Genomic DNA, 26,192 nt, shown 5'->3' on the forward strand with positions numbered 1-26,192 from the left:
GGCGCGGTGTTCAGCGGGTGATCCGCGGTCGGGCGGGTGTGGGTGCCGGGGCGACCGGCTTGGTGACCTTCAGTGGGGAGGCGGGGACCTGGATGGGCGCGGGCCGGTTCGAGTCCCACAGCGAGGGGGTGCCGGAGATCCGGGAGAGGGGGTCGGTGTCCCAGGGCACGATGGGGCCGATGTCGTACCAGGTCAGGGCGATTACTTCGATGCCGTGGTCATGCAGGACGTAGCCCCATTCCAGGCCCATGGCATCAGCGTTGGCGTCGGTGACCGGGATCGGCTTCGCGGGGGTGCCGTCGACGTTGAAGACGTTGTCGAAGGGTGCGCTCGGGCCGCGGTCGCCGTGGGGGTCGAGCCGCTCCCGGACGTTGTCGGGGGCCCTGTCCAGGAGGTCCATGCCGAGCTGCTTCCAGTCGTGGGGGCCATCGATGAGGTGCCGGCGCAGGGCGTCGAGGTCACCGCCGAAGCGGTAGCGGGCGGCGCCGAGCAGAAGAGGGAGCTGGTGGTCGGGGTAGCCGTCGTAATGGCAGTAGATGCCCTCGTAGCCGTCCTTGGGGGTCGGGCGGGCGATGAAGCTGCGGGTGCTGATGGCGGGTTCCTTCTTGCAGGTGGTCAGCGGGCGCGGGCGGCAGGCGCTGCGGGCAGGACAGCCGCGGGCCGGGCCACGGCCGGCGGGCGGGGCGGGAGCGTGGCGGTAGGCGTGGCGTGACGCAGGTTCACGCCGATCCCGTGCGCGGCGAGCCGCAGGGCGACGGCCTGGATCCGTACGGCGCGGCCGGCCTCGCCGTAGGAGGCGGGGAGGAGGAATGCGGCCTGGTGGGGCACGTACTGGAATCCGTGTACGTACAGCGCTTCCCGGGCTTCCTCCGGGACGTCCTTGTACGGCGTCCCGAGCGCCCCGTCCTCGTACCAGGTCAGGGTGACGGTCCGGTCGACCTGCGGCGGGGCCTTGCGGTGCGGGGGTTCGGGCCGGTCGGTGACGCTGCGGCGTACCGCGTGCCGGGCGACTTCGTAGCGGGGCAGCAGCCGTCGGGCGATGCGGGCGGCGGCCCGGACGGGATCGTTGGGGACCGCGATCCCGTTCGGCTCGTCGACGCCTACGAAGTGGTGCGGCTCGGCGTCTGGGCTGAGCGGGGCGACGATGAACTGGCCGGGCTGCAGCGGCCTGTCGTTGACGTACAGGTGCTGGCCGTCCGGGCCGTGGAGTACGGCCTCGTGCCCCAGGACGTACTGGCTGACGATGTACTCGACGTGACCGGTGTCCCAGAGGCGCTCGATGGTGGTGAACTGGTCGGGGTAGGTGGGATGCTGCTGGTAGTCGCTCGTCCACTGCCCGGGGAGGCGGGCGGCGAGCGCGGAGGCGAACAGGGACAGATCAGCGCGTGCGGAGGGCATGGGCTCCCGGATGGGTTGAACGATTCTGCGGTCAGTGCATACGGGCGTCTGTATCGAAAAGCTGCAGCTCAGCGGGGTGCAGCTGGTGCTGAACCACGAAGCTCCGGCCAGCGACCTTCCACAGGCCGCGGCCTCGGCTGAGGTGGGACAGCGCGGCCGTTTCGACGCTGGTCAGTCCGAGGAGTCCGGCGGCGGCGTGCAGCTGGTCGGTCTCCTGGCGGTAGATCACGCGGGTGCTGCAGTCGGCGAGCAACCCCTCGGCCAGTGCACGGCTTTGGCTGCCGGCGTCGCCCGCGGTCAGCAGGTCTGACAGCCGGTGGATGACCATGGCGTTGGCGATGCCCAGACCGCGGGAGAGCTTCCACTGGGCCTGCATGCGCATCAGGAGGGCCGGATGCCTCATCAATCTCCATGCCTCGTCGTAGATCACCCACCGTCGGCCGCCGTACGGGTCGGTGAGCGCGGATTCCATCCAGGCCGAGGCGCACGTCATGGCCAGGACCAGGGCGGTGTCGTCGCTGCCGCCGAGGCGGGAGAGGTCGATCGACAGCATCGGGCTGTACGGGTTGAAGGCGCTGGTGGAGGGTGCGTCGAACATCCCGGCCAGGTCTCCGAAGACCAAGCGGCGCATGGCGTGGGCGAGGTCGCGGGCGGCCTCCCCGAGCCGTCCGGACAGCAGGCCGCCGGCGAGGTCGAGGCCGGGGCCGTCGGCCAGGGCGTGGGCGATGTCGCCGAGCAACGGGGGCCGGCCACTGGCTGCCGCCCGGGCTGCGGCGGCGTCGAGCGCGACGTCGAGGACGGTGTGCTCCATGGGCAGCAGGTCCCGGCCCAGGACGGTACGGGCCAGCGAGCCGAGGAGCAGCAGACGGCGTTTGCGGACCTCGCCTTCCCACTCCGCCTCCGGCACGGACGGCGGCCGGGGCGCCGCGTCCAACGGGTTCAGCCTGCCGGGCAGACCCGGCCCCAGCGCAATGGACGTGCTGCCCAGGGCGGAGGCCACCGCGCTCCATTCACCCTTCGGGTCGCACGGGACGTACACCCTGTACCCGAACGCGACACTGCGCAGGGCCAGGCTCTTGGCCAGGGCGCTCTTGCCCTGCCCGATCACCCCCGCGAGCAACAGGTTCGGGTTGGTGAAACCCTCGACCTTCCCGTACAGGGAGAATGGGTCGAACGTGAACGACCCTTCCGCGTGCAGGTCGCGGCCGATGTAGATGCCGTCGGCGCCGAGCCCGCCTTCGGCGAGGAAGGGATAGGCGGCGCTGGCCACCGCGGTGGTCATGCGGTGGGCGGGCAGCTTGAGGCGGCTGCCGCGGGCGGACGCGGGTCCGGGGCGTCCGGCGAGCGGATAGACGGCGTCGGGGTAGGCGGCCTCGGTGGGGTGCTGTTCCGCGTCGGTGCCGGCGGCGGTGCGGGCTCGGGCTTCGGCGCGGGCCGTCTGCTTGCGAAGGGCCCGGCGCTGGGCGCGGTCGATGTTGTGCGGGGTGAACAGGGGGGTCGCGCTGGCGCGGCGGTGGGACAACGGTGCTCGCTCGTTTCCGGGGCGGGGGGTTCAGGACGCCGGGGTGGCGAGGTCGGCGGCTGTGGTCTTGCGTCGAACGGCGTGGGAGGCGGCCAGGTGGCGCTGGCAGATGGTCAGTACGGGCGGGCCTTCGGGGAGCCGCTCGGGGTGGCAGTCGCTGCCGCCGGGGACCGTGGCGGGCAGCAGGTGGAACGCTGCGTGGACGGCGTCGGCTGCCTGCCAGAGGCGGGCGTGGGCGGTGGCCAGGTGCCGCCCGGAGGCGGGGCGTTCGGGCCGGGTGCGTTCAGCGAGCTGGTCCAGCAGGCGGTGCAGGGCGGTGAGGTGGGCGTGCAGGCTGTCGAGGTGAGGCCGGTCGGCGGGGCGGCCGCTCTCGCCGGTGGAGGTCTGTGAGGTGAGGGTGCGCGTGTGGTGGCGCAGGCCGGCGGTGGCCGCCCGCAGATACGGGTGGGCGTCGCTCGTGGGGAGGGCGTCGCGGCGGTCGTCAGGTGACAAGGGCTTCTCGCTGGGGATGGACGCCAAGATGGCGGACGGGCGGACGGGTTAGAGGGTGTTGCGGGCAAGCGGGAGAGCGCCGGCGGTGAAGGCGTCCGTCTGCTGGTAGATCAGGCGCCGCAGGTCTACCTGGGCGCCGGCGGCAGCCGTTTCGATCTGTGCGCAGGCGGCGTCCAGGTGGGCGTCGGTGTCGGCGGAGACGGTGAGCAGTCCAGTCAGCGCGACGTCCGCGTGCCCGGAGATCAGCTGCTTCTCGCGGGTCTTGACGTCCGCGTACTCGACGTTGTCCGCTTCCGACTCCACCTGGCCGCGGCGGCGGCGCTCGGAGGCGTCCGCGATGATCGCCGCCTTGCGGCGCTGGACATCGCGCAGCGCGGAGTCGATCCCCTGCGGGGCGTAAATGAGGGAGAAGGTGCGCCGCACACCGGTGCTGAACATGATGTTGTGCAGGAATCCGGCGTGGGTTTCGGTCCGGGGCCAGTTCTCGATCCAGTAGGTGGTGTGCCGGGCGGAGTCGGTGATCACCCGGTCGGTCTCCTCGACCTGGGCGACGGGGCCCGCGGCGGCCGGGTCGGCTTCGGCCCGACCGGTGGAGGACCATTGCTGGAGGCGGGCGGTGGCGGCGGGGTCGTAGGCGGTGCGCAGCACGGCTGCGATCTCCCGAGGCCCCAGCCAGCCGGTGACGGTGAGCCCGGCGGTGCGGGCGGCCTGGGCGACGGACGCGGTGGTCTGCGCCATGACGGTGAAGGCACCGTCGAGTCCGCCCCCGGCCTGGCTGACCAGCCGCTTCGCGGCTTTGAGGTCCAGGGCGATGGCGAGGTAACTCTCGTGCGGGGCCGTGGCAGGGCCGGCGGATTCGACGAGAGCGGAGTAGATCTGTCCGGCGACGGGGGTCTGGGGCTGACCGTGCTCGGCCCAGTGCCGGGCGAGGCTGTCTCCGGAGTCTGGAACCGTGCGTTCCAGGACCTGGACGGTGGCGACGTGCCCGGTGCGGGCGATACCCGCGAGCGCCCGGCCCCAGGCGGAGACGTTGCTGTTCTGGGTGGCGGGATCGAGCAGGGCGAAGGCGCGGGAGCTGACCTTGGCGACGGCGGTCAGGGTCTGCCGGTGGGGATCGTGGACGGCGGCAGCGCCGGAGGCGGCCGTGGCCACCCGCAGCGACGCTGTCGTTCCCGGCAGGTGGAGGAGCCCTTCGACCCTGGGCCGGGAGATGGGCCGGGACCGCCACACCGTCTGCCCGGTCCGGCGGCGCTGGGCGTATCGGGCGACGAGCGGCGCCCAGTCGATCAAGGACCGGCCCTCCCGTCGTACTCCGACCAGGACGGCGGTGGTGATCCACAGAGGAGCCAGGACGACGGCGCCCATCAGGCCGGAGGTCACCACGGTGACCAGGAGCAGCGCGAGGGCCAAGGAGACGAGAACAAGCTGGGGGAGGCTGAGGCCCAGCAGGATGCCGCGCCGGGACCGGTGGGGGAACTTGACGGTGAGAGGGAGAACTTCGGAAGACAAGGTTCGGGTCCGGGTCGGGTCGGGCCGGGGCAGGGGGCGCGGTGAAGAGGACGGGCCCTGCCCCGGGCGGGGCTGGTGGGTTACAGGCCGGTCGGCGAGGAGGGCTGGGTGCTGTCACCGGCGGAGGGGGCTGCGTGGGCCGGAGGCATCGGATCGGAGGGAGCACTGCTGCTCCACTCGCCCTGCTGACCGCCCCCGCCACCCCAGCTCGGCGGACCGCTGTCCTGGCCGCCGCCCTGACCCGTGTTGCTCTGGTTCTGCGGGGTGCCGGACTGCTCCATGAGGTCACGGAAGCCGCCGCCGGAGCTGTCGCCTCCCGAGTCGCCCTTGTCCATGCTCATGCCGCCGGTGGGATTGGCGGCGATGTCGCCGGGGAAGCCTCTGCCCCCTGCGGCCTGGGTGCCGCCCGCGGCCCCGGCGCCGGCCGCCGCGCCGCCGGTGCCCGCAGTGGCTGCTGCGGAAGCGGCCTTGCGCCCGGCGTTCTCGGCGTGCTGGCGGGCCATCTGGGCGCCCGCGCCACCGGCTCGGTGAATCGACTCGCCGTCGGTGCTTTCGCTCGCCCAGTGGACGAACTTGAACACCATGTACGGGCAGAGCAGCACCAGCAGCATGATCACCATGCCTGCCGCCATGTCGGCGAGCGCGGACACGCCGTCCTTGGCTTCGGTCTTGCTCATCGCCGCGATGCCGAGCACAAAGATGATCGTCATCAGCAGCTTCGACACCACGAGCGTTGCGGTGGCTTCGATCCAGCCGCGCCGCCAGCGGCGGGCGGCTTCCCAGCCGCCGCCCGCTCCCGCGAAGACCGCGAGGGTCACCAAGATCAGGATGCCGACCTTGCGGACCATCATCACGCCCCAGAAGAGGAACATCCCGATCGCGCTCGCGCAGGCGGCGACGACGGCGACGAGCCAGCCCATGCCCGCGATGGCACCGATCTGGGAGATCTTGACCAGGCGCCGGACGGCCGTGGACATGTCTGTCCCCGATGCCTTGAACAGCCCGTCGGACAGCGCGTCGACGACTTCGAGGGCCACCGTGGTGAAGGCGATGGCGCAGAACGCGAACAGCACGCCGGAGGCTGTGCCGGTGACGGCCTGGGTCAGGGCCTGGCCGTCACGTTTGATGGCCGCCCGCACGAGCTGGGCGCAGAACGTCGCGACCAGCAGGAGCAGGCCGATGGGCAGGATCGTCTCGTAGTTGTCGCGGAACCAGCCGGCGCCGAGGTCGATGTCGGTGGTCCGGTTGATGGCCTTCGCGGCGAGGTCGGCCGCGGCGGCGGCGAGGTCGCCGGCGCTCTTCGCCATCCAGTCCCCGATGGCGCCGACGGGGTCGGAGGCGAAGTCGATCACGTCGCCGACAGCGCAAAGTCTGCCGGCGACGGGCAGGTCACAGAAGCCCACGCGGGCGTCCTTTCGGGGAGAGGGGAACGGCTACGGGGCGACGCGTGGGGCCACGGCGACCAGGCGGCAGTCCTTGCCAGGGCGGCACTGGACGGCGAGGGTGATCTGGCGGTCCTCGGCGCCGCCTCCGCCGCCGTTCCAGGCGAGCTGCGTCTTGCCGCGGACGGTGACGGCGTAGATGTACGCCTCGGCGATCGCCTGCGGGTTCTCGGCCAGGGCCTGCTTGAACGCCGAGGGGAAGTGCGCCTCGGACGTGGTGGCGCTGGCGTGCTGGGCGTTGTCCTTGAGGCGGGACCACAGGAGCGGGTCGGGAATCTGGGCCTGGACGGAGTCCCAGTCCGCGTACGCGGTTTCGCCGGTCATCCAGGTGTGCATGCCGGCGAGCTGATCGTCACGGCTGGTGGTGCGGGCGTCGAAGGTCCACAGCATCACCGCGCTGGCCCGGCCGAAGGCCAGCGGGTCGGCGATCGGCGGCGGACCGGCGACCTTGGACCCGCCAGGAGGCGGCTTCGGCACGGGAGCCGAGGTGCTCTTCGGTGATGCGGAGGACCCGGTGTGCGGGGCGGACGCGTCGGTGCTCTGGCCGCGGCCTGTCCACCAGGCGACGGCGCCGGCCAGCACGAGCAGCGCGGCCAGGACGCCGGCGGCGAGCATGACGCGCCGTGGCGGTTGCCAGCCGAGGCCGAGAGCGTCGAGGGAACGTTTCCTCATCAGTGGACCTGCGAGCCGAGGGCACTGAAGAACGCGACGATGCCGTTGGCCGCGCCCAGGCCGAGGGCGGCGCCCGCGGAGACCACGGCGCCCTTCTTGCCGTTGGCTTCGGCCTGGTGGCCGCCGGAGTGGTGGCCCCAGGCCCACACACCGAGGCTGACGGCGAGCGCGCCGACCACCGCGACGATGCCGAAGAGGTTGATCGAGTTGACTACGGTGCGCAGGACTTCGAGGCCGGGCAGGCCGCCGCCCTTGGGCGAGACGCCCGGATCGTAGGCAAGCAGGGTGAGGTGTTCGGACAGGGGTGGGGTGAGGTTGGCGGGGGAGATGGGGGTGCGCTCCTTGCATGCGCAGGACACGACGGGCCCTGCCGGGGAACAGGAAGAAGGGGGAGGGGAAGGGGGCGCTCTGCGGCGCGAAGGTGGTCCGGTCCGCCCGGTGCCTCATGGGCTGGCCGGGCGGACCGGTGTCACGGGAGGCGGCGTGCGCTGTGCGCGGCGAAATCCGCGACGGTGGCGAAGCGGACCGGCTTTCCGGTACGCGGGGCCTCGATGACGTAGCCGTGGCCGGCGTAGATGCCGACGTGCTCGGGGACGGCGGGGGTGCCGCGGCTGAACAGCAGGTCGCCGGGGCGAAGTTGGTTCAGCGGGACCGCGTTGCCTTCCTTGACCTGGGTGTACGTGGTCCGGGTCAGGGTGATCCCGGCCTTCTTGTACGCCTGCTGGGTCAGCGAGCTGCAGTCGCACCGGCCCATGGGGTCCGGGCCGTGGGGCGCGAGGCAGGAACCGCCCCACTGGTAGAGGGTGCCGAGCTGGTTCATGGCCCACGTGATGGCCGTCTTGGCGCGGGGATCGGCGTCGGCGGGGATCGAGTAGCCCTTGGGGACGGCTCCTTCGGGGATCGGTCCGGAGCCGCTGCCGTCTTCGCCCGGGGTGCACGGGTCTGTTGCCGGGAGGCTTGGGGTCTGGCCGTCGGCGGGCGGCTGGGCACCCTTCAGCGTCGGGGCGATGGCCTGCTGCAGCGCGCGGGCGAGGGGCTCCCACTGGGCGTACGCGTCGGGAAAGCCGCTCAGTTGGACGGCCTGCGCGGCCTGCGTGATCGTCATCTGCTGCCAGCCGGGGACCTTCAGCAGGCCCTGGTAGAACTTCGTGCTGGCGTAGACGGGGTCGCGGACCTGGGCGGGAGTGCCCCACCCCTGGCTGGGCCGCTGCTGGAACAAGCCCAGCGAGTCGCGGTCGCCGTAGTTGAGGTTGCGCAGTCGGCTTTCCTGAATGGCGGTGGCCAGGGCCACGATCTGGCCGCGCGCGGGTACTTCGAGCGTGATGCCGGTGGCGACGATGGTGCGGGCGTGGGGTATCTGCTCGTCGGGCAGGTCAAGGCCATCGACGTGGACCTTCTGGGCGCCGGATCCGCCGAGAACGGAGGCGACTTGGCGCCGTACGGCGTCGGTGTCGACCGACTTGTTGAAGCAGGAGGTGCCCTGGCCCGAGGAGTCGCTCGCGGCTGCGGCGAGCACGGCGGTGCCGGCCAGCAGGAAGGGGGAGAGGCAGAGCGCGCCGATCGCGGCGGCGATGCCTTTCACTCCCGGGCGGCCTCCGGTCGGCGGGCCGCGGGGATGGTGCTCGGGGATGGGGAGGAACGGGTCACGGTGAGGTCCTCGGGGGTGGGCCCCGGCCGCACGGTGTGAGAGGGGAAGGGCCGTGCGGCCGGAGCGGTGGAGGCGGGCGGAGGGCCCCGGCTCGGTTGCGTGTTGGCTCACGCACCCGGCGGGACGTGGGGAGTTACGGGCGGAACATGGGCGTGCCTCCAGGAAGGTGCAGGGATCGGGCCGCGGCGGCGGGCCGGTGAAGAAGGGGGATGCGGGGGCGTCTTACGGGCGGAACATCAGCGAACTCCTGGAGCGGTGCGGGGGCGGGAAGCCGGGGGGATCTGGGTGTGCCGGGTGGGCGTTGCCTCGCGCACCAGGCCGGTGGGGGTTACGGGCGGAACATCAGGGGGACCTCCAGTCCTGCGGAGTTGCGGGGGATGCGGGCGAGGTCAGCAGGGGCGGTACATGGGCGGTCTCCGTCTCATGTCTGCGGCGGGCGGGGTGCGACGGGGCGGCGGCGATGGCCGCGTGCGGGGTCACGGACGGAACACAGGGGCCTCCTGCGGGAGAGGGAAAGGGGGAAGGGGTACGCCATCGGCGGTGTCCGCCGGGCAGTGACACGACAGTAAGCCCGAATCCCCGGTCACCGAAATCGCCGCCGAAATCCGTGAGATTCCGGGCTTCGTGGCCCGCGATGCTTCCCAACCGGGGATTGTGACCTACAGTTTGGGCCTCCCCGCGCGCCACCGGCTTGTACTGCCGTGTGCCTCTGCGCGGTCCGGAGCATTCCACCCGCATCCCTCATCGAATTGGGGTCCCCTTTTGTCGTTTTCCCTCCACCAGGGCGACGCGCTGACCGTGCTCGCGACACTGCCCGACGGCTGCGCTGACTCGGTCATCACCGACCCGCCGTACAACAGCGGCGGCCGGACGGCGAAGGAGCGCACGAGCCGCTCCGCCCGCCAGAAGTACGTCTCCGCGGACGCCCAGCACGCCCTGCCGGACTTCACCGGCGAGAACATGGACCAGCGCTCGTACACGCTCTGGCTGACGCAGATCATGACCGAGGCCCACCGTGTGACGAAGCCTGGCGGCACTGGACTGCTGTTCACTGACTGGCGCCAGCTGCCGGCCACGACGGATGCTTTCCAGGCGGCCGGATGGCTTTGGTTGGGCCTCCTGGCGTGGCACAAGCCGCAGGCCAGGCCGCAGAAGGGCAAGTTCCGCCAGGACACCGAGTACATCGTCTGGGGAGCGAAGGGCAAGATCGACGCCGCCGCGAACCCGGTCTACCTGCCGGGGATGTTCAGCGCCTCGCAGCCCTCGGGCAAGGCACGCCGGCACATCACGCAGAAGCCCGTCGAGGTGATGCGGCAGCTGGTGAAGATCGCCCCGCCGGGCGGCACCGTCCTGGACTTCTGTGCCGGATCGGGCAGCACCGGGGTCGCCGCCCTGCTGGAGGGCCGGAGCTTCATCGGTATCGAGAAGACCAGTCAGTACGCGGCTGTCGCATCCGACCGCCTCACCGAGACCCTCCAGCAGGTGCATTCCCAGGGCGATTTCGACCTGACCTCCTGACCGGCCCGCATCACCGGCCGGATTGCGGCGGGGCGGAATATAGCGGCAGATCCCCGGTTTCCGAAACCGGGGATTCTCCGGACCATCGGAGCCACTGATTCCACGGCCCCGGCTGCAAGGAGAACCCCTTTCGTGTCCGAATCTGCTGAGCCCCGTCATGGCGGGGAAATAGAGCCGGTCCGTCTGCCGGAAGGCGACCTCGAATCGATCGAGGCGTCGGTGCGCAAGCTGCTGGACCAGTCGGCCGAGCAGGCACGCCTGATCGACACGCTGGCCTCCGCCCCGCCCGCCGACCCGATGGCCGCGAGCATGCCCTTCGCGGGATTCCCCGGCATGCCCCCGTACGCCGCCCCGGCCCCGCCGCCGGACCCCAAGCCCATCCTGGAGCTGGAGGGCGAGGAGTTCGAGGACGAGCTGGCTGCGCTCACCGACTGGGTGGACGACCACCTCATGGACGTCTACGGCGCCGAGGTCACCACGGCCGCACCGTGGTGTGACCAGTGGCAGGAGCACCTCGACGTCGTTGCGTGGCTGCACGCGCTGTGGCTGGCCTACCAGCAGCACAAGGACCCCGAGGCCGGCCTGAGTGGCATGGCCGTGTGGCACCGGGACTACCTCACCCACTGCCTGGCCTACGTCCGAGCCCCCGGCGGGCCCCTGAGCGCCTGCCAGACTGCCCCGGAGCGTCCGGAGCACCGCCTGCTGCGTGGCCCGGGCCCGTCCGCGAAGTCCGCAGCCCGCGATGCCGAAGCCCAGCAGGCTGACGCCGGATCCTCGCCGGTCGGGGCCGCCACGTGACACACCCATCCCAGCCCCCGGCGTTCGGGCTGTCCTTCCACCCTGAGGCGCTGAACGACTTGCTGGCGGCCCCGGGCGACATGCGGGACCTGGGGCTCGCCCTCATCCAGGACGTGGTCCGCGCCGAGGTGAGGGGCGGCAAGCTGACCGGGGAGCTGTCCGGGTACCGCAAGCTCTACCTCGGCTCCCGCGTCGAGTGGCGCATCGTCTACGCCCACCGCCCGGCCCCGCGCGGGTCCAGCCACCCCACGGACATCCACGTCGTCGCCGTACGCCCCCGCGCCAAGCACGACATCTACGACACCGTCCGGACCCGCGTCGGCCGCCCCCGCCCCGCAGCCGGGCCCCGCGCGTACGCGGCTCGCTCCCTCTCTCCGCAAGTCCGCCCGCGCCCTGCCGTCCCGACGGCGCCTCCGGCCCCGGCTTTCCCGGTCCCCGGACTTCCCGTGCCCGCCCGCATCACCACGACTTCCCCGAAGGGTCCTTCGCGATGACCAACCTCACCGCCCAGTCCTCCTCCCTGCTCCAGGCTCTGATGGCGACCCTCCTCGAGCCCCGCCCGGCTCCGCACCCGCGCCACCAGGCCCTGCTGGATGCACGCGAGCGTCAGCTGGAGGTGGAGGCGGAACTGAGCGCCTGGGCCAGCCGACCGCAGCCCACCGCCGCCGCCCAGGACCAGGAACTCGACGACCTGACTAACCTGCTCGTCGAGCACGCCAAGGCGGGCCAGCAGGTCTCGCACCTCCTGAGCGCCGACAGCTGCTGCCCGCCGTGCACCGACTCCGAGCAGCAGCCGACCGCCCTTGGCCGCCCCGCCGAGAACACGGTCTCCGCATTCGCCGCCCCATGCATCCTGGCCGCCTGCCTGGACGCCTTCGCCCGCTACGGCAGCCCGGACGCGCTTTCCTCTGCCGACCTCGTCGCGGAGCTGCGCACCCTGCCGGGCATCGCCGAGGGCCGCTGGACCTACGGCGACCTTACCCAGACCCGCCTGGCCGCCCTGCTGCGCCCGTACGAAGTGGCCAGCCGCGACATCACCCACGGCGACGGCCGTCGCCGCAAGTCCTACCGCCGCTCGGCCCTGCTGGCTGCCATCCCGGCGGACTGCGACTGCCGGCCGTCGTGACCGTCCGCGAATCCCCGGCAACTGCCCTGGACGCCGCCATCGAGCAAGTTGTGGGCGACCTGGCCGTCCTGCACCACGACCACCTGAGCGGGCTGCTCCCGCCCGAGCGAGCTGCGCTCGCTGCCGTGCACCGGGACCTGGTGACCGCCGAGGGCGCGGTCGCCTACCACTGCAACCTGATGATGCGCCTGTCCTCAGGCAGCTACCCCGTGGATGCCCCGCTCCTGGACCGCCTGCGGCGGACCGTGCACGACCTGGCCCAGGCCACGGCCGCTCGCGACCGGCTGCAGGAGGGTGTCGCCGCCGCCTTGGAGGCGGTCAAGGCCGCCGCCCCGGCCCCCGCCCCCGCTGACGAAGAGCTGACGCCCCGCGACTTCGCCGCGCTCCTCTCGCTCGCCGGCGGCGGCACGATGCGCGAACACCTCCTCACCCATCGGGTCTCGGTCCGCACCGTCCAGGGCCGTCTCGTCGAACTTCCCGCGTTCCAGCGCCTGGAGGCCCACGGGCTGGTCACCCGGGACACCTCCCGGGCCCTGACCGTCGGCCAGCCGGTCTCCCTGACCGACACCGGCAGGACCGCCCTGCTCGGCACCCGCCGCTCACCGGCCATGGCCGCCCCTGTGCCCGCCCGCCCGGCCGGAGCCTGGCCGGCCCCAGCCCGACACCACTGACTGCAAGGCGCACGCGGTACGTCTCTCCCGCCTGCAGAAAGCAGCCCGCCCCACGTGTCTCCTCACGAACCCGACTACGAACTCGACGGCTTCGAGCCCGCTGACGACGGGCACGAGCAGCACCACCACGATCTCGGTATTTCCTCCTTGAAGGTGGTCGGCGAGCACCGCACGGACGCCGACAGCTACTTCGTGCTCCTCGACGAGGGAGCTACCTGGGGCATTCCGGGAAGCCCGCAGCTTCGCGCCGTTCACATCTCCCGTGACCTGAGCGCCCGTACCTTCGAGGTCGACTCCAAGGAGCTCCCGCTGTATGCGATGGCCCAGTCGTACCTGATAGCCCGCGGCTGTCCCTCCGATGCGCTGAGCCCGCAGGAGGGTGTGCACGACCCCGCAGACGAGGTGACCCGGGCCCTGGAGGCACGCGTCCGTGGCGACGGTGACCACTTCGCACTGCTGGCCAGCTACACCGCCGACATGCGCGAACCCGTGGAGACGGTGGTGATGCTGCGCTCCCTTGACCCCCAGGCGGTGCCGGAGTTCCGGATCCTGCTGGAGCGGTTCGACTGGGACTCCAACACCCACACCCTGCGGGAAGGCGGGTTCGAGACGTACGACGCCGCGGTCGATTGGTGGGAGGCGTGGTCGGACGAGGAGGCCCCGGCGTTGCCGCCGCCGGCTCCGACCGCACGCCGCAGCCCGGTCCGCATCGCCTCGGCGACACCCGTGCCGCAGGCATCTCGACGGCCACACGGCCGCTGAACGATCTCCGCTCGGCCCCGTTTCAGCGGATCGGCGGCGCGCAATATAGCGGCGAAGTCCCGGTTTCGGAAACCGGGGATTCTCCGGACCCTTTGCAACACCACCGACCCGCTGAGGGCGGTCACTTCCTGTTGTTCTGCCTGGTCTGGAGCCATCCGCTGTGTGCCACACACCCGCGTCCATCACCGCCACCGTCCTGGGCGGCGCCCCATCCCGTTCCTCCGCCACCGCGGTACTCCGCCCCGTCGCGCCCGGTACGGCCGGGCTGGCCGAGCCGGTGCTCGCCGTCGCCGTCCATGCCCGTGCCGACGGCGACTCCACGGCCGTGGGTGTGCTGCGACGCGGGGAGCCGTTCACGGCTTCTGTCACCGACGGTGTCTGGCTGCACGTCACCACCGCCTCGGGCATCACGGGCTGGGTCGACGACGGTGACCTCCGCCTTGACGACGGCCTTCGCCCGAACTGACCCGCCCGTACGTTCCCTTCTCCCAGGAGCTCCCTTTCGTGTCCGACATCCCCGACGTCTTCGACGGCGACGTGCTCGGCCTTTTCGCCGCCCGGATCGAGGCCCAGTTCGGCCTCGGCCTGAGCGAGCTGACCCTGGCCGTCCACGCCGCCCCCCAGGCTCATCCCGGTGCCACCCAGGCGGTCCACTGGTACGGGCTGCTCTCCCAGGCCCAGCAGGTGCTGGAGACTGCCGAGGACGCGCTGGTCACGGCGCTGGAGACAGCAGTCGGGGATCAGCTGGACGATCCGGTGATGGAGCTGGCCCACCGGGTCAACCACGCAGTTGCCGCCCGCGACGGCAGGGCCATGACGCTCCGGTTCCTCCTGCAGGCCCCCGCCGAGCAGGCCCGCATCCAGCAGCGCTTCGAGCCCCGGATGACAACCACGCTGCCCACCCCCGTTCCGGCACAGCCCGCGCGGATCCGGGGCGGTGTCCGATGAGTGACGGACACAGGCCCAGCACCCAGGACGCCCGCCTGGAAGGCGTGTTCGGCGGGCCGCTGAACGAGCTCCACGATCGCGCGGTCCGCCCCGGAGCATCGCCGGCCCTGGTCCGGGCCCTGGAGCTGCGCGTCTTCCTCGCCCTGGCCGAGGCGCAGGTCGTACGGGTCCGTGACCGCGTCCACGCGGCGATGGCCCCCGACGCGCAGCTGGACCTGCTGAGTTCCGATGCGCTGCGGTTCGACGCCGAGTGGCTGGAGGCGGCGCTGGCAGCGCGCAGCAGCTACCGGACCGCACTGGACAAGCTGCTCGCCGCGATGCCACCGCCAGCAGTCCGCCCGCCCGCCGCCCCGGTCACGGTCCGGCCGGCAGTTGCGAGCAGCAGTCTCCCGCCGGTCCCTGCCGGGGCCGGAGTTGGAGCGGCGGTCCGGGGAGGCTGAGTGCCCGATCCGTACGCTGCCTCCCGAGCTGCGGGCGAGCGCATCGGAGCCCTCTACGGCCGCCCGGTTGCCGAACTCGCCGCGGACGCCGTGCCCGGCAGCATGCGGCACGCCCTGCTCAACAGCTTCGACGCCCTGCAGTACGCCGACCGTGCCGTCACCTTCCACGCCGAGCAGCTCCACCGGCTGACTCACCCCGACCGCGCGATCGAATTCGTGGACGTCAGCCACATCGCCGACGCCACCCGCCGCCTGGCCCATGCCGTCACCGTCCGCGACTCCCACGCCCAGGTCCTCGGCGACGTGCTGAACAGCCTGGTCCGCGTCCCCGACGACGCCACCTCCCAGGCATCCGCTGCGCCCCAGGCCCTGGCCGTCGCACCGGCCCCGCCTCCGGCCGCGCCCACCGAGCCCGCCCGCTCGCGCTGACCCCCCTTTCTTCCTCTCGACCATCCCGCCCGTCTGGAGTTCCTGCATTGGCTGCTGCCCGCCTGCCCTCTACCGACCTGCCCCGCGTTGCCGAGGCGCTGGAGATGATCGCGCCGCGCTGGAGCGTGTGGGTGCTGATGACGCTCGCCTCCCAGCCCGGCCCGCTGCGCTACACCAAGCTCAAGGAGCACCTGCCGTGGCTCGCTGACGGTCAGCTCCACCCCCGGCTGCGGGCGCTGTCCGATGCCGGACTCGTCGAACGCACCGCTCAGACCCGCCTGCACGTCACCTACGGTCTGACCGCCCGCGGCCGGGAACTGATGCCGTCCTTGACCGCCCTGGCGGGCTGGGGCGACGCGCACCTGGAGAAGAACCTCGTCCTCAACCGCGTGACCGGGAAGACCGAACCGGAGAGGATCTCGGCCGCGCAGAACGCCGAGGACACCCTCGCCGTGATCGGCCACCGGCACGCCACCGTGCTGCTGTGGACCCTCAAGGCCCGCGGGACCACGACCATGGCCGCGCTCTCCGCCGAGGCGATGGCCGACCACAGTCCCAGCGCGATCTACTCGCCGATCCGGCGGCTCATCGACGACGGCATCGTCTCTGTCTCCCGCGATGACGTCGCCTCCCTGCGGCTGACCGCTCCGGGCCAGGCCCTCGCCCCGATCTACCGGGCCCTGTCGACCTGGGCCAGCGCCCGCCCGCTCCCGGACGCCGAGACCCACCCCGTGTGGGGCACACCCCGCATCCCGGCCGCCGCCCGCTCCGGACAGTGGGCAGCCCACCAGGCCCGACAGACCAACCAGGCCGTCGCCGTGCGCCAGCCGCCGGCCCCCGCCCCGGCCACCGCCTGGCGGCCCGGCGAGCTGTTCTCCGCAGCCACCAGCGGACCGAGCCGATGAACCCCACCCGCTCCCTGCCACCTTCCGGCCGCCCGCCGCCGGTATCCCCTTCGCTCCCGGCGCCCTGGCGCTGAGCCCTGACGGAAAGCCCCGCCCGTTGACCGCTCGCTCGACCGCAACCGCTCCATCGGCCACGTACGGGGCCGTACTGGGCAGCCGGTACGTGGCCCGCCTGCTCGGGGGCACCCTGATCGGGCGCCTGCCCAACGGCATGGTCCCCGTCTCGCTGGTCTTGTGGATCACTGCGGGCGGCGGGACGCTGGCCTTCGCCGGACTCCTCGCCGCGATCTACGGGCTGGCCTCGGGGCTCTCGCAGCCGGTCAAGGGCAGGCTGATGGACCGGTACGGGCAGACCCGCGTCTCCGTTCCGGCCGTCCTGCTCAACTCCTCCTGCCTGGTGGCGCTCCCGTGGATCGGGGCAGACGGACAGCCGGCGGCCGTGACCGCGGTCGTGGGGTTCGCGGGGCTGATCACCCCACCGCTGGAGGCCGGCCTTCGCGCGTTGTGGCCGATGGTCTTGCCCGATTCGGGGCGGCGCCGCGTCGTGCAGGCCCTAGACACCGGCTCCCAAGGGCTCCTCTACATCGTGGGCCCCCTCCTCGCCTCGTGGCTGGCCACCGCGCACAACCCCGACACCGCCCTGCGGGCCACCGCGGCCCTCGGGCTCGCGGGATCGGCCATCGTCCTGAGCGCCGGCCCGTCGAGGTACTGGCGCCCAGCCGCAGACGGGCCCTCGGGCACCGGCCGCCTCATGAGCACGGGCCTGGTCCTGCTGTTCACCGCACTCGCCGGGACCGGGTTCGCGCTCGGTGCGATGAACGTCTGGGCCGCGGACATGGCCGCCACGCACCAGATGGCCACCCTCTCCGGGGTACTGCCGGCCGCGTTCTCCACCGGCAGCTTCCTGGGCGGCCTGGTCTACGCACGCAGGACGTGGCCCGGCACCACGACCACCCAACTGATCACCACCAGCACCCTGTTCCTTCTCGGCTGGCTGCCCCTGCTGGCCGACCCCGGCCCCCGAGCGGCCGTCGCGCTCGCCGGGATACCGGGGCTGTTCCTCACCTTGATCATCACCAACGGCTTCCACACGGTGGACGCCCTGGCCCCCACCTCCCGCACCACCGAGGCGTATGCCTGGCTGATCCTCTCGGTCGGCACAGGACAGGCTGCCGGCACCGCGCTCGCCGGAGCCCTCTCGCACAGCCCGCAGGTCCTCGCCGCCCTGCCCGCGGCAGGCGCCGCCACCGCGCTCACCGTGCTGATCGTCGCCCGCCCCAAGCTCGGCCCCGGCCGTCGCCTGGGCCGCCACCGGCGCCCGCGCCACTCCCGGCCACGCCCCCCGGTCCCGCACGACGCATTCCCTGCACCCGCTCACGGCCCCGGCCACTAAAGGCCGTTGCCGCCCGGCCCGACGGTCACAACCCCGACGGTCCGGCCCCCGAATGTATCCGTCCCACCCTCCCCGGAAACACGATGCCTCCCAAGCACGCCGCCCTGCGGCCACCCACCGGCCGACACGTCCGCGTCCCCGCCTTCGGACCCGTACGAGGCGTCTACGTCCCGCGCACCGCCGATGCCGGCGCCTTCGCGATGAGCACGTACGGCATCCCGCTGCTGGTCCTGGCCGTCACCGACTCGGCCACCCTGACCGGCATCGCCTTCATGCTCGAATGGGTGCCCCGCCTCGGCGCGTTCGCCCTCGCCGGCGCAGCCGTGGACCGCTTCGGCAGCACCCGGGTCCTGCGCATCGCCTCGGTCCTGCGCGCGCTCGTCGTCCTGGCCGCCGCCCTCGTGCTCCCCACCGTCGGCGGTACCGCCGCCATCGCCACGGTCATGCTGCTCGCCGCGTTGACCGGCGTCCTCACGGAGTTCTCCTACATCGCGGCCGAGACCGCGGGCGGCGCCGCGAGCCGGGACGCCGGAGGCCACGCCCACCGCGTCCAGGCCGTCCTGCTGGGCATCGACCAGGGCGCCACGCTGGCCGGCCCGGCCCTGGCCGGTGTCCTGCTGCAGTACACCGGTGCCACCGGCATGCTCCTGACCATTGCCGCCTGCTCCCTGCTCGGCGCGGCCCTGGCCCCGCGCCAGCGCCCCGCCTGGCCCCAGGACGCCCCGGTCCCCGTCGCCCAGGGACTCAGGATCGGCTGGCGGACCCTGCGCTCACTGCCTGCTCTGGGCTGGCTGTGCGTCGGACTGCTGCTGTCGAACACCGCGATCGGCCTCGTGCAGGCCGCCGGGCCCGTCCTGGTCATCCAGCAACTCGGCGGCACCAGCAGCCAGGTCGGCCTCGTCTGGTCAGCCGCCGCCGTCGCCTCCCTGGCCATGGTCGCCCTCGCCCGGTTCGCAATCGACCGAGCCGGCCTGTGGCCGGTCGGCGCAACCGCAGCCGCCCTCGCCTCCCTGGCCTGCCTGGCCCTGGCAGCCGCCGACACCTACACCACCTTCCTGGTCCTGGTGGCACTGCTGATGGCCGGCGAGGCGGGCATGACCGTGGTGCTGCGCACCCTGCGCGCCCACCTCGTCCCCGCCGAGGTGTTCGGCAGCACCCTCAGCCTGATCATCCTGCTGCTGCTCGCTCCGTTCCCCCTCGCCGGAGCCCTGGTCGCGCTCACCCCGCCCGACCTGCTCGGCCACGCCATCACCGCCTGCGCCGTCCTGCAGGCCGCAGGACTTGCCGTGTCCTTCGCGAAACTCCGCACCCATCCGGCCACACGCCGCCCGGTCCCCGCCTGAACCGCCCCAGCCTCCAACCCCTCGAAAAGGACCACGATGCACGCGACCTCCGACTCCCTCCAGCCGCAGCACCGACGCCTCCGCCTGCGCGAAGTCGCCGACCTCGACGACACGGCGTTCTCCGACTACCTGCAGGACCGCTTCGATCACCTGGTGACGGCAGCGATCGCCGACGCCGCCGGCTACCTGCGCCCCGCCCAGCACGACCTCCTCCACGCTCCCGGCCGCCTCCACGACCTGCGCGATGCGCTCACCTTCGCCGAGGGCGACCTGCAGGTCGCCGTCGAGCGGATGACCTACCGCCGAGACCCGCGCACCGCCCGTACCTCCCGCCAGCTGCGGAAGGTACGCACCGCCCGCCACCAGGTCCACCGGGAAACCGCCGCGCTGCGCCGAGCCGAAGACCGTACGCGCGGCGCTGCCGCGGGGGCTCCGTCCACCGACACGGTCACCACCGCCCGAGGCTGGCTCGCCCATGCCTACCCCGCCCGCTTCACGCAGCTCCTCGCCCAGGCCCAGGCCGACGCGGGGCTGCCCGCACGCCCGCTCGCCAAGGACATCTTCGACACCATCGAGGAAGGCTGGGCCGACGGCCACCTCACCGCCCCCAGCACACCGGGCGTAGAGCAGCTGCTGGCCAGGGGAGTTGTGGCCTTCCGCAGTGCCGTCGCCGACGACGCCCGCGACCAGAACGACCGTGACCCCGCGCTGCGCCACCCGCTGCTGCAGCGGCGCTGGAACACGGCACTGGACGAACTGGTCAGCCTGACCGTGCCGGTGGCCCGCGCCTCCAGTCCCTCCGCCCTGGGCGCCCTGCCCAGCGACTTCTCCCACATGCCCGAACAGGACGCCTTCAAGATCCTCAACGCGCGCCGGTTCCTGGTCGCCATCTGGCAGCGCCGGGCCGAACACACCCGACTGATCCACCAGTACGCGGGAACAGTCACCGACCGGCGCCGCGCCGCTCCCGACCACAGCCTGCGAAGCCAGGCCCTGGACGCAGCCCTCGACCGCCTCGTCGCCGAGCACCCGGCCGCCGCCGCCCGCATCCTGGCCCGGCTCCGCCCGTACGCGACCGCGGACGGCAGGCTCGAGGGGGACGTCTTCACCCCGGCACTGCGTGCCCAGGCCAAGCGCGAGGTCCTCGCCGACCTGGCCGCCATCCGCAGGCCCGACATCGTCCTGCCCTCCGCGATCGCTCCCCGCGCGGTCCTCGCCTCCACCGTTGCCCTCGCCGCCCGCTGACCGCCCCTTTCCGCCAGGAGACGCCCTTGCCCACACCCGCCCCCCGAACCACCGCCGCTACACCCGTGGAAGGCGACGTTCACGTCACGCCCCGATACCTCGCCGGATCACCCGGCTACGGCGATCCCGGCTTCGAGCCCGTCGCGCACTGGCCCCACCACCACCTCGACGAAGGCCCGCACCAACTCGTCGTGACCAGCCCGGACCACCGCATCCGGATCGGCTGGGCCGGAGACGACTACGACCTGTGGACCATCAGCGCCGCGCCGGACGCCGTCTCCGGACCCCAGTGGACCGCGATCGTCAACCAGAACACCCCGCCCGAGCTCGTCGCGGCCCTGACCGCCGCGCTCGCTCAGGACTGGGCCGACGGTCAGGACCGCTTCCTCACGGCCCCGTCGCCGTACTGGGCTGAGAGCGTGGCACCGCTGGTCGCGGCCGGCTGGGAGCGCACGGGCGCTGAGCTCGGCACCGTGGAGCTGGCCACCCCCGACGGCAACGCCGGGGTCTACATCAACCGCTCGCGCCGCGACCTGGAGGACGGGACGCAGCTGTGGGCCGGCCCTCCGGGCTGGGGCACCCGCGCGGACATAACCTTCAGCCCCCGTACGCCCTCCCACCTCATCGCCGCCACGGCGGCAGCCTTCACCGATCCGACTCCCGTGGCCCGCTGGCGCGAGAGCCTCCACCCCGAGCTCGCCGCCCGCGCCCAGCTCACGCCCGTCGTACCGCCCCGCCCGCCGGTGCCAACGCCCCGCGACCTCCGCCCCCGCCTCGGAGTCCGCCCGCCCGTCCCGGTCGGCAGCATTCCGCGCTGGAGCACCGCCACCACCCCCTCCGCCGCCCTGCCCGCACGCCCCGCCGCACGGCGCTGACCAACCAACGAGGAAGCCCTGTGGCCCTGTTCACCGAGCAGCTGTTCGCCGACCACCTCACGCTGCCGTACCCCGAGGCCGCCGTCGTCGGCGACGCCTACTACGCCGCCCCCGTGCCGGACCTCCCGCTGCGGCTGCGCATCGACTTCGCCCCCACGATCCACGCAGGGCGCTACGACGGGCTGCGCCTGCAGGTCGTGCACCTGGAACAGGGGCCGATCGACACCGCCGTGCTGCGCTTCGTCGAACACGGCGCCTTCGACGTCCGCGACCGGCGGCGCGGCAAGAAACCCGGCCAGGACGGATACGGCACCTTCACCGACTGGAACCACAGCGAGCACCCGCCCTGGGCCGGCATCGGCGTCACGCGGCTGCGAGCCGCGATCGACCAGTACGTACGCCTGTGGATCCCCGGCGCCCCGCCGCTACGCATCAGGCCGCATCCCGTCACGGCTCCCGTGCCGCAGGCACGGACCTCCCCGGCACGGGCACGTTAGGCGGACCCCTTCCACCCGGCTGCCGCCGCCGGCCCGCGGCATCCGCTGACGCACCAGCGTCCGCACCCTCATTCCCTTCTTCACCGACAGGACCTCTTCCCACATATGAGCCTTCGCCTCGCCCGCCCCGCTCACCTGGCTGTCGCCGTCGCAGCTCTGGCCGCGGGCACCCTGCTGCCCGCGCAGGCCGTGGCCTCCCCGGACGCCCCAGCGGTGCTGGGCCCCGGCTACACCATCCCGGACTCCGAAGGGCATGCGGCCTCCAGCCACATCGGCGCCTACGGCCCGCCCGGCCCGGCCGTCCACGGCGACACCGAGACCTACTGCGCCGACCCCGAACGCAAGGGCCCGGCCGACGCAGGAGGCTACGGCGACCCGCAGCCGGTCCCGTCCTGGACGTCGTCGGTGACCGGGAAGCCCGTCACCAAGGAGAACCTGGCACAGGCCGCCTACGTGATCGGCAAGTACGGGCAGACCCGCGACAACGCCCAGGCCGCCGCGGTCGACGCCGTGGTGTACGAGTACCTGGCCGGCGGCACCTACGCCCTCGACGGCGACCGAGGCAAGCAGCGCCTGGCGTACCCGGTCGTCTCCCCGACCGCCCTCGCCCTCGCCCAGGGCTACGTCGCCGAGGCCAAGAAGCTCGCGGGCCCCTACACCCTCCAGATCACGCCGTCGGTGAAGACCACGACCGCCGGGACGAAGGTCACCGTCGCGGTCAAGGTCACCACCACCGCCGGTACACCCGTCCCGAAGGTCGCCGTCACGCTCGCCGAGTCAGGCTCCGGCACCGCCTCCGGCAAGGTCACCACCAACGACCATGGCACGGGCGCCTGGGAGTTCACTGCCGAGAAGCCCGGGACCGCCAGCGTCACCGCGACGGCCGACGGACTGCCCGCCACCGCACTGCAGGTCCTCACACCCAAGAACTCGGCCGCCCAGCGGATGCTGCTCGCCGGGGGCACCACCAGCATCAAGGACTCCGCCGCCATCACCGTCCGCGAGGCCACCGGCGGCGTGACAATCCGCAAGAAGGACCCCGAAGGCACCCGCCTGGTCGGCGCCGCGTTCCAGCTCTTGGACTCCGACGGCAAGCAGATCGCCGCAGGCAAGACCGACGAACAGGGCAACCTCGTCTTCGACAAGCTCCCCGCCAGCACCTACCGGCTGCGCGAGACCTCCTCCGGCAGCCCCGTCCACGACCTGATCCCCGAGCAGACCATCACCATCACCGCCGGACGCACCGCCCAGGCCAACCCCCTCGACCTCGTCGACCCGTTCAAGAAGGCCCGCCTGTCGGTGAAGAAGACCGACAAGAACACCGGCAAGACCCTGCTGGGCGCGGTCATCGCCATCCGCGCCGACGAGACGGACAAGAGCAGCAAGCACACCCCCGGCAAGGTGATCACCAGCCTCACCACCGGGACCGACGGCACCGCGACCGTCCCCCTCGACGTCACGCTCAAGGCGGGCACCCGCTACTGGGCCAGCGAGACCAAGGCCCCCGACGGCTACCAACTCGACGCCGCACCGGTCGCGTTCACCGCCCGGCCCGGCGCCGACGTCACCGTCACCCTCGCCGACAAGCCCACCGAGACCACACCGCCGAGCCCGAGCACCCCGCCCGCGACACACCCGGCCACCACCCCGCCGACAACGCCGCCCGGATCCCTCGCTCACACCGGCGCCGACGCCACCACCTGGCTGGCCAGCGGAGCCACCGCCCTGCTCGCCGTAGGCGGCGGCCTCTACCTGATCAACCGCCGCCGCCGTACGGGCGACGCCCCCAGCTGACCCCCCGCGCTGCCGGGCCCCGCTTTCAGAGCCCGCGCCACACCGTCCCGCACCGCCTGATCCCGACCGGAGCACCCCTCATGAAGCATCGCCCTCTCCTTTTCACCGCGCTCGCCCTGACCGCCGCCGCCATGACCGGCCTGGCCACCACCGCCACCGCAGCCCCCTCCCCGTCCGCCGAAGCCCCCAAGGCACAGGGCGACCCCGCGCCGGCGGACAAGGCCGGACTCCGCATCGTCAAGACGGACCCCGAAGGCCAGCCCGCCCCCGGAGCCGCCTTCCAGCTGCTCGACTCCGCGGGCAAGACGCTCGCAGAGGGCAAGACCGGCGCCGACGGCACCCTGGCCTTCTCCGACCTCACCCCCGGCGTCGTACGCCTTAAGGAGACCGCCTCCGGCAGCCCCCTGCTGGGCACCGTCCCCGACCAGGACGTCGTCGTCGCCCCCGGCGAGCCCAAGGTCCTGGCGATCACCGACCCGTACAGGCCCGCCGGCCTCACCCTCAAGGTCACCGACAAGGCCACCGGCAAGGGCCTGGCCGGAGCCATCGTCAACATCGCCCCGAAGGACGCCAAGGACGACAAGGGCGCCTTCACCCTCACCACCGGCCCTGACGGCACCGCCAAGGCCCCGCTCCCCGTCGGCAAGAAGACCGGCAGCGCCTACACCGCCACCGAGACCAAGGCCCCGGACGGCTACCGGCTGGAGACCACCCCGGTGGAGATCACGGCCAAGCCCGGCGCCGAGACCACCGCGGCCCTGGCCAACACGGCCACGGCCAAGCCCACCGAGGATCCGACCGGGAAGCCGACGGTCAAGCCCACCGGTGACCCCACTGCCCAGCCCACGCCGACCGCCTCGTCCTCAACCGGCACCGGGGAGCCCACCGCTACCGCATCGTCCTCCAGCAGCCCGGACATCGGCACCGCCACCTCGACCCCCACCGCACCCGACCACAAGCCCGAAGGCTTCCTCGCCCACACCGGCGCCGACAGCACCAACGGATGGCTCCTCGCAACCGGCGGCCTTCTCCTCGCCGCCGGAGGCGGCGCCGTCTACGCCGCACGCCGCCATAAGAGCGACGAGAGCGAGACCGGCACCGGCCAGCACCGGCGCACCGACGACAACTGACCTCACCACCACCGGCCCCGGGAACTAGACAGGTTCCTGGGGCCGCCTGGCGCTGGGGATCCCGCAGCTGTCCGGAGGTCAGCTGCGCGACTTCGCCCATGGCCGGCGTACGCTCAAACGGCCGCACGACGGTGACTTCCGACGAGCCGTCCTCAGGGGCGAGGACCCGGAATGCCCTGTCGATGGGCACCTTCTGACGGCAGAATGCGGCCTATGACGATGCTGGAGGAGCGGTCGCGACGGTGGCAAGGCGCAGGCGGTCCCGTGGAATGGCAAGCGGCATGGGACCGCGCCCGAGAGATTCTCGGCCCGGTATGGCCCGACGGATCCTTCGCGTACGAACGTGATCCGGATGGCGGGGAACTTGCCGACGGCGCTGCCGGACTGGCTACGTTGCTCTACATCCTGGCCCGCGAGACGGGTACCCACCCGCGCGATATCGGCCGCGGTCAGATCGAGGACCTCGTGGAGCGACGGCAGGGGGAGACGGACCCTGATGTCGTCGGGCGGTGGGAGGCGCAGCTGGTCTGGCTGGGCCACGACTTGGACGATGCCGACGACCCGGTCGCCACGCGGTGGCGCGTCCTGCGCACCGACAACAGCCCCTCGGACGACGCCCCCAATTGGGTGGACGAGGATGCCTCGCGACGCTGGGGGATTGGGGCGCTGGAGGGCATCCGGTACGTTCTCTCTCCGACGGAGCTCGTCGGCCGGGAGGGCGCCATCGGACGGATCCGCCGGCTGATCAGGCGGGTGAGCTGATCGTTCGCTTTGGGCACAAGTCGTTTCTCTCTGACACGCCGCACTGGGGGCTGCCCGTCAGAACAGGCCTCCCCGGGGTTCGCGAGCGTTCATTCGTCTGCGGCCGGGGCGCCAGAGTCGGCTCGGTCCTCCAGCGGCACGAAGAGCAAGGAGAGCGCGGCCTGCATCACCAGCGCAATGTGGTGGCGGGGTGGAGTGTCCACCAGGTCATGGAGCACGTTGTTGCGCAGATTCATGCCGTCGGTGGGGCCGCCAACGAGCGCCCGGAAGACCGTCGGCCAGGGTTCGGGGTACCCAGCCTTGCCCATGTCCGTGATGAGGGCTCCGAGTTGACTGACCTGGCCCCGTCGGTCGCCCTGGTGGTGCTGGATGAAGGCGATGTCGGCGGCCTGAATCCGGCGACGCAGCAAGCCCTCGATGCGGGGCAGGGCCAGGGTGATCGCGACGTCGTCGTCGTGCTCCCAGAAGGCGCGCAGGGCTCGAGCCAGTCCTCGCATGCGAGTGGCCGGTGCGAGCGGTGGGTGGGTGAGCTGGTCGCATAGCTGCTCCTCGGTGGGAGCGAACCGTTCGTGGAGCTGGCCGAGCTGGGCCTCGATGAGGACGCCGTGGATGCCCAGGGAGAAGACGAGGGCGTCGGTCCGGCTGGTCCCAGCGGCGCTGTCTTCCTCCGAGAACGCGGTGACCACCGGGCCGTTCAAGTTCAAGTGTGCCGTCGGCAAGCAGAGAAGCCCGTGCTGCCGGGCGTCGATCGGGTCGGCCAGGACCGGTACCGCGCAGGCAATGAGCTTCTTCAGCGTTGCAGCTCCAGTGTGAGGACGGCCTTGGCGATTGACGTCATGCGGTTGGGACTGCATCGGGACCTGCGGAAGATCC

General features: G+C 72.4%; 29 protein-coding genes and 1 pseudogene. 19 read left to right on the top strand and 11 right to left on the bottom strand.

Annotated features, from left to right (window positions below):
• Positions 1-10 precede the first annotated feature (10 nt).
• From ACIQK6_RS40335 to ACIQK6_RS40375, 9 genes are all read right to left on the bottom strand, one after another.
• Positions 11-400: a hypothetical protein gene (locus ACIQK6_RS40335; protein WP_402697403.1), complete on the bottom strand. Its 390-nt coding sequence runs from the start codon at positions 398-400 to the stop codon at positions 11-13.
• Positions 401-615: 215 nt separating this feature from the next.
• Positions 616-1,398 (bottom strand): hypothetical protein, encoded by a 783-nt coding sequence (locus tag ACIQK6_RS40340; protein ID WP_402697405.1) that lies wholly within the window; start codon positions 1,396-1,398, stop codon positions 616-618.
• A 31-nt stretch (positions 1,399-1,429) separates the two neighbouring features.
• Complete coding sequence (locus tag ACIQK6_RS40345; RefSeq protein ID WP_402697407.1) at positions 1,430-2,920, bottom strand: ATP-binding protein; 1,491 nt, start codon at positions 2,918-2,920, stop codon at positions 1,430-1,432.
• Between the two features lie 30 nt (positions 2,921-2,950).
• Positions 2,951-3,412, bottom strand: a complete 462-nt coding sequence (locus ACIQK6_RS40350; RefSeq protein WP_402697408.1) for a DUF6238 family protein — start codon at positions 3,410-3,412, stop codon at positions 2,951-2,953.
• A 48-nt stretch (positions 3,413-3,460) separates the two neighbouring features.
• Entirely contained in the window at positions 3,461-4,921 is a 1,461-nt protein-coding gene (locus ACIQK6_RS40355; RefSeq protein ID WP_402697410.1) for an SCO6880 family protein, read from the bottom strand.
• A gap of 80 nt (positions 4,922-5,001) precedes the next feature.
• Positions 5,002-6,324: an ATP-binding protein gene (locus ACIQK6_RS40360; RefSeq protein WP_402697412.1), complete on the bottom strand. Its 1,323-nt coding sequence runs from the start codon at positions 6,322-6,324 to the stop codon at positions 5,002-5,004.
• Positions 6,325-6,354: 30 nt separating this feature from the next.
• On the bottom strand, positions 6,355-7,035 hold the full coding sequence (locus tag ACIQK6_RS40365; protein ID WP_402697414.1) for a hypothetical protein: 681 nt from the start codon (positions 7,033-7,035) through the stop codon (positions 6,355-6,357).
• A complete protein-coding gene (locus ACIQK6_RS40370) occupies positions 7,035-7,337 on the bottom strand; it encodes a DUF6112 family protein (protein ID WP_402697455.1) in 303 nt (100 codons plus the stop codon). The genes ACIQK6_RS40365 and ACIQK6_RS40370 overlap by 1 nt, the downstream gene beginning before the upstream one ends.
• Before the next feature lie 167 nt (positions 7,338-7,504).
• Complete coding sequence (locus tag ACIQK6_RS40375; RefSeq protein ID WP_402697416.1) at positions 7,505-8,617, bottom strand: C40 family peptidase; 1,113 nt, start codon at positions 8,615-8,617, stop codon at positions 7,505-7,507.
• 828 nt (positions 8,618-9,445) lie between these two features.
• On the opposite strand from ACIQK6_RS40375, the gene ACIQK6_RS40380 reads away from it, so the two are divergent.
• The 19 genes from ACIQK6_RS40380 (at position 9,446) to ACIQK6_RS40470 (ending at position 25,319) form a co-directional block, all read left to right on the top strand.
• Positions 9,446-10,201: a DNA-methyltransferase gene (locus tag ACIQK6_RS40380; RefSeq protein ID WP_402697418.1), complete on the top strand. Its 756-nt coding sequence runs from the start codon at positions 9,446-9,448 to the stop codon at positions 10,199-10,201.
• A 132-nt stretch (positions 10,202-10,333) separates the two neighbouring features.
• Positions 10,334-10,999, top strand: a complete 666-nt coding sequence (locus ACIQK6_RS40385) for a DUF4913 domain-containing protein (RefSeq protein ID WP_402697420.1) — start codon at positions 10,334-10,336, stop codon at positions 10,997-10,999.
• Entirely contained in the window at positions 10,996-11,493 is a 498-nt protein-coding gene (locus tag ACIQK6_RS40390; RefSeq protein ID WP_402697421.1) for a hypothetical protein, read from the top strand. The genes ACIQK6_RS40385 and ACIQK6_RS40390 overlap by 4 nt, the downstream gene beginning before the upstream one ends.
• Positions 11,490-12,125: a DUF3631 domain-containing protein gene (locus ACIQK6_RS40395; protein WP_402697423.1), complete on the top strand. Its 636-nt coding sequence runs from the start codon at positions 11,490-11,492 to the stop codon at positions 12,123-12,125. Before ACIQK6_RS40390 ends, ACIQK6_RS40395 begins: the two co-directional genes overlap by 4 nt.
• Positions 12,122-12,796 carry a hypothetical protein gene (locus tag ACIQK6_RS40400; protein WP_402697425.1) on the top strand — a complete coding sequence of 225 codons (675 nt, stop codon included), beginning with the start codon at positions 12,122-12,124 and terminating at the stop codon, positions 12,794-12,796. Before ACIQK6_RS40395 ends, ACIQK6_RS40400 begins: the two co-directional genes overlap by 4 nt.
• A 54-nt stretch (positions 12,797-12,850) precedes the next feature.
• The gene (locus ACIQK6_RS40405) at positions 12,851-13,558 is read left to right on the top strand and encodes a hypothetical protein (protein ID WP_402697427.1); all 708 of its coding nucleotides are present in this window, start codon (positions 12,851-12,853) and stop codon (positions 13,556-13,558) included.
• 160 nt (positions 13,559-13,718) lie between these two features.
• Positions 13,719-14,024 carry an SH3 domain-containing protein gene (locus tag ACIQK6_RS40410; RefSeq protein ID WP_402697429.1) on the top strand — a complete coding sequence of 102 codons (306 nt, stop codon included), beginning with the start codon at positions 13,719-13,721 and terminating at the stop codon, positions 14,022-14,024.
• Positions 14,025-14,062: 38 nt separating this feature from the next.
• Complete coding sequence (locus ACIQK6_RS40415; RefSeq protein ID WP_402697431.1) at positions 14,063-14,506, top strand: hypothetical protein; 444 nt, start codon at positions 14,063-14,065, stop codon at positions 14,504-14,506.
• On the top strand, positions 14,503-14,946 hold the full coding sequence (locus tag ACIQK6_RS40420) for a hypothetical protein (protein ID WP_402697433.1): 444 nt from the start codon (positions 14,503-14,505) through the stop codon (positions 14,944-14,946). The genes ACIQK6_RS40415 and ACIQK6_RS40420 overlap by 4 nt, the downstream gene beginning before the upstream one ends.
• Complete coding sequence (locus tag ACIQK6_RS40425) at positions 14,947-15,375, top strand: hypothetical protein (protein WP_402697435.1); 429 nt, start codon at positions 14,947-14,949, stop codon at positions 15,373-15,375. It begins immediately after the preceding gene.
• A 47-nt stretch (positions 15,376-15,422) separates the two neighbouring features.
• Positions 15,423-16,280 (top strand): winged helix-turn-helix transcriptional regulator, encoded by an 858-nt coding sequence (locus ACIQK6_RS40430; protein WP_402697437.1) that lies wholly within the window; start codon positions 15,423-15,425, stop codon positions 16,278-16,280.
• Between the two features lie 97 nt (positions 16,281-16,377).
• Positions 16,378-17,673 (top strand): MFS transporter, encoded by a 1,296-nt coding sequence (locus ACIQK6_RS40435; protein ID WP_402697439.1) that lies wholly within the window; start codon positions 16,378-16,380, stop codon positions 17,671-17,673.
• Positions 17,674-17,756: 83 nt separating this feature from the next.
• A complete protein-coding gene (locus ACIQK6_RS40440; protein WP_402697440.1) occupies positions 17,757-19,016 on the top strand; it encodes an MFS transporter in 1,260 nt (419 codons plus the stop codon).
• A 36-nt stretch (positions 19,017-19,052) separates the two neighbouring features.
• Positions 19,053-20,261: a hypothetical protein gene (locus ACIQK6_RS40445; protein WP_402697442.1), complete on the top strand. Its 1,209-nt coding sequence runs from the start codon at positions 19,053-19,055 to the stop codon at positions 20,259-20,261.
• Between the two features lie 65 nt (positions 20,262-20,326).
• Positions 20,327-21,136 (top strand): DUF317 domain-containing protein, encoded by an 810-nt coding sequence (locus ACIQK6_RS40450; protein ID WP_402697444.1) that lies wholly within the window; start codon positions 20,327-20,329, stop codon positions 21,134-21,136.
• A 20-nt stretch (positions 21,137-21,156) separates the two neighbouring features.
• The gene (locus ACIQK6_RS40455; RefSeq protein ID WP_402697446.1) at positions 21,157-21,633 is read left to right on the top strand and encodes a hypothetical protein; all 477 of its coding nucleotides are present in this window, start codon (positions 21,157-21,159) and stop codon (positions 21,631-21,633) included.
• A gap of 105 nt (positions 21,634-21,738) precedes the next feature.
• Positions 21,739-23,427 (top strand): SpaA isopeptide-forming pilin-related protein, encoded by a 1,689-nt coding sequence (locus ACIQK6_RS40460; protein ID WP_402697448.1) that lies wholly within the window; start codon positions 21,739-21,741, stop codon positions 23,425-23,427.
• Between the two features lie 80 nt (positions 23,428-23,507).
• Entirely contained in the window at positions 23,508-24,557 is a 1,050-nt protein-coding gene (locus tag ACIQK6_RS40465) for a collagen binding domain-containing protein (RefSeq protein WP_402697450.1), read from the top strand.
• A gap of 213 nt (positions 24,558-24,770) precedes the next feature.
• A complete protein-coding gene (locus ACIQK6_RS40470; RefSeq protein ID WP_402697451.1) occupies positions 24,771-25,319 on the top strand; it encodes a hypothetical protein in 549 nt (182 codons plus the stop codon).
• Between the two features lie 89 nt (positions 25,320-25,408).
• On the opposite strand, the gene ACIQK6_RS40475 is transcribed toward ACIQK6_RS40470, so the two are convergent.
• The gene (locus ACIQK6_RS40475; protein ID WP_402697453.1) at positions 25,409-26,017 is read right to left on the bottom strand and encodes a hypothetical protein; all 609 of its coding nucleotides are present in this window, start codon (positions 26,015-26,017) and stop codon (positions 25,409-25,411) included.
• Positions 26,018-26,109: 92 nt separating this feature from the next.
• Positions 26,110-26,192 (bottom strand): annotated as a pseudogene (locus ACIQK6_RS40480) (IS5/IS1182 family transposase); the annotation flags it as partial.

The sequence above is a fragment of the Streptomyces sp. NPDC091682 genome (genome assembly GCF_044756625.1).
In the GTDB taxonomy this organism is placed as follows: domain Bacteria; phylum Actinomycetota; class Actinomycetes; order Streptomycetales; family Streptomycetaceae; genus Streptomyces.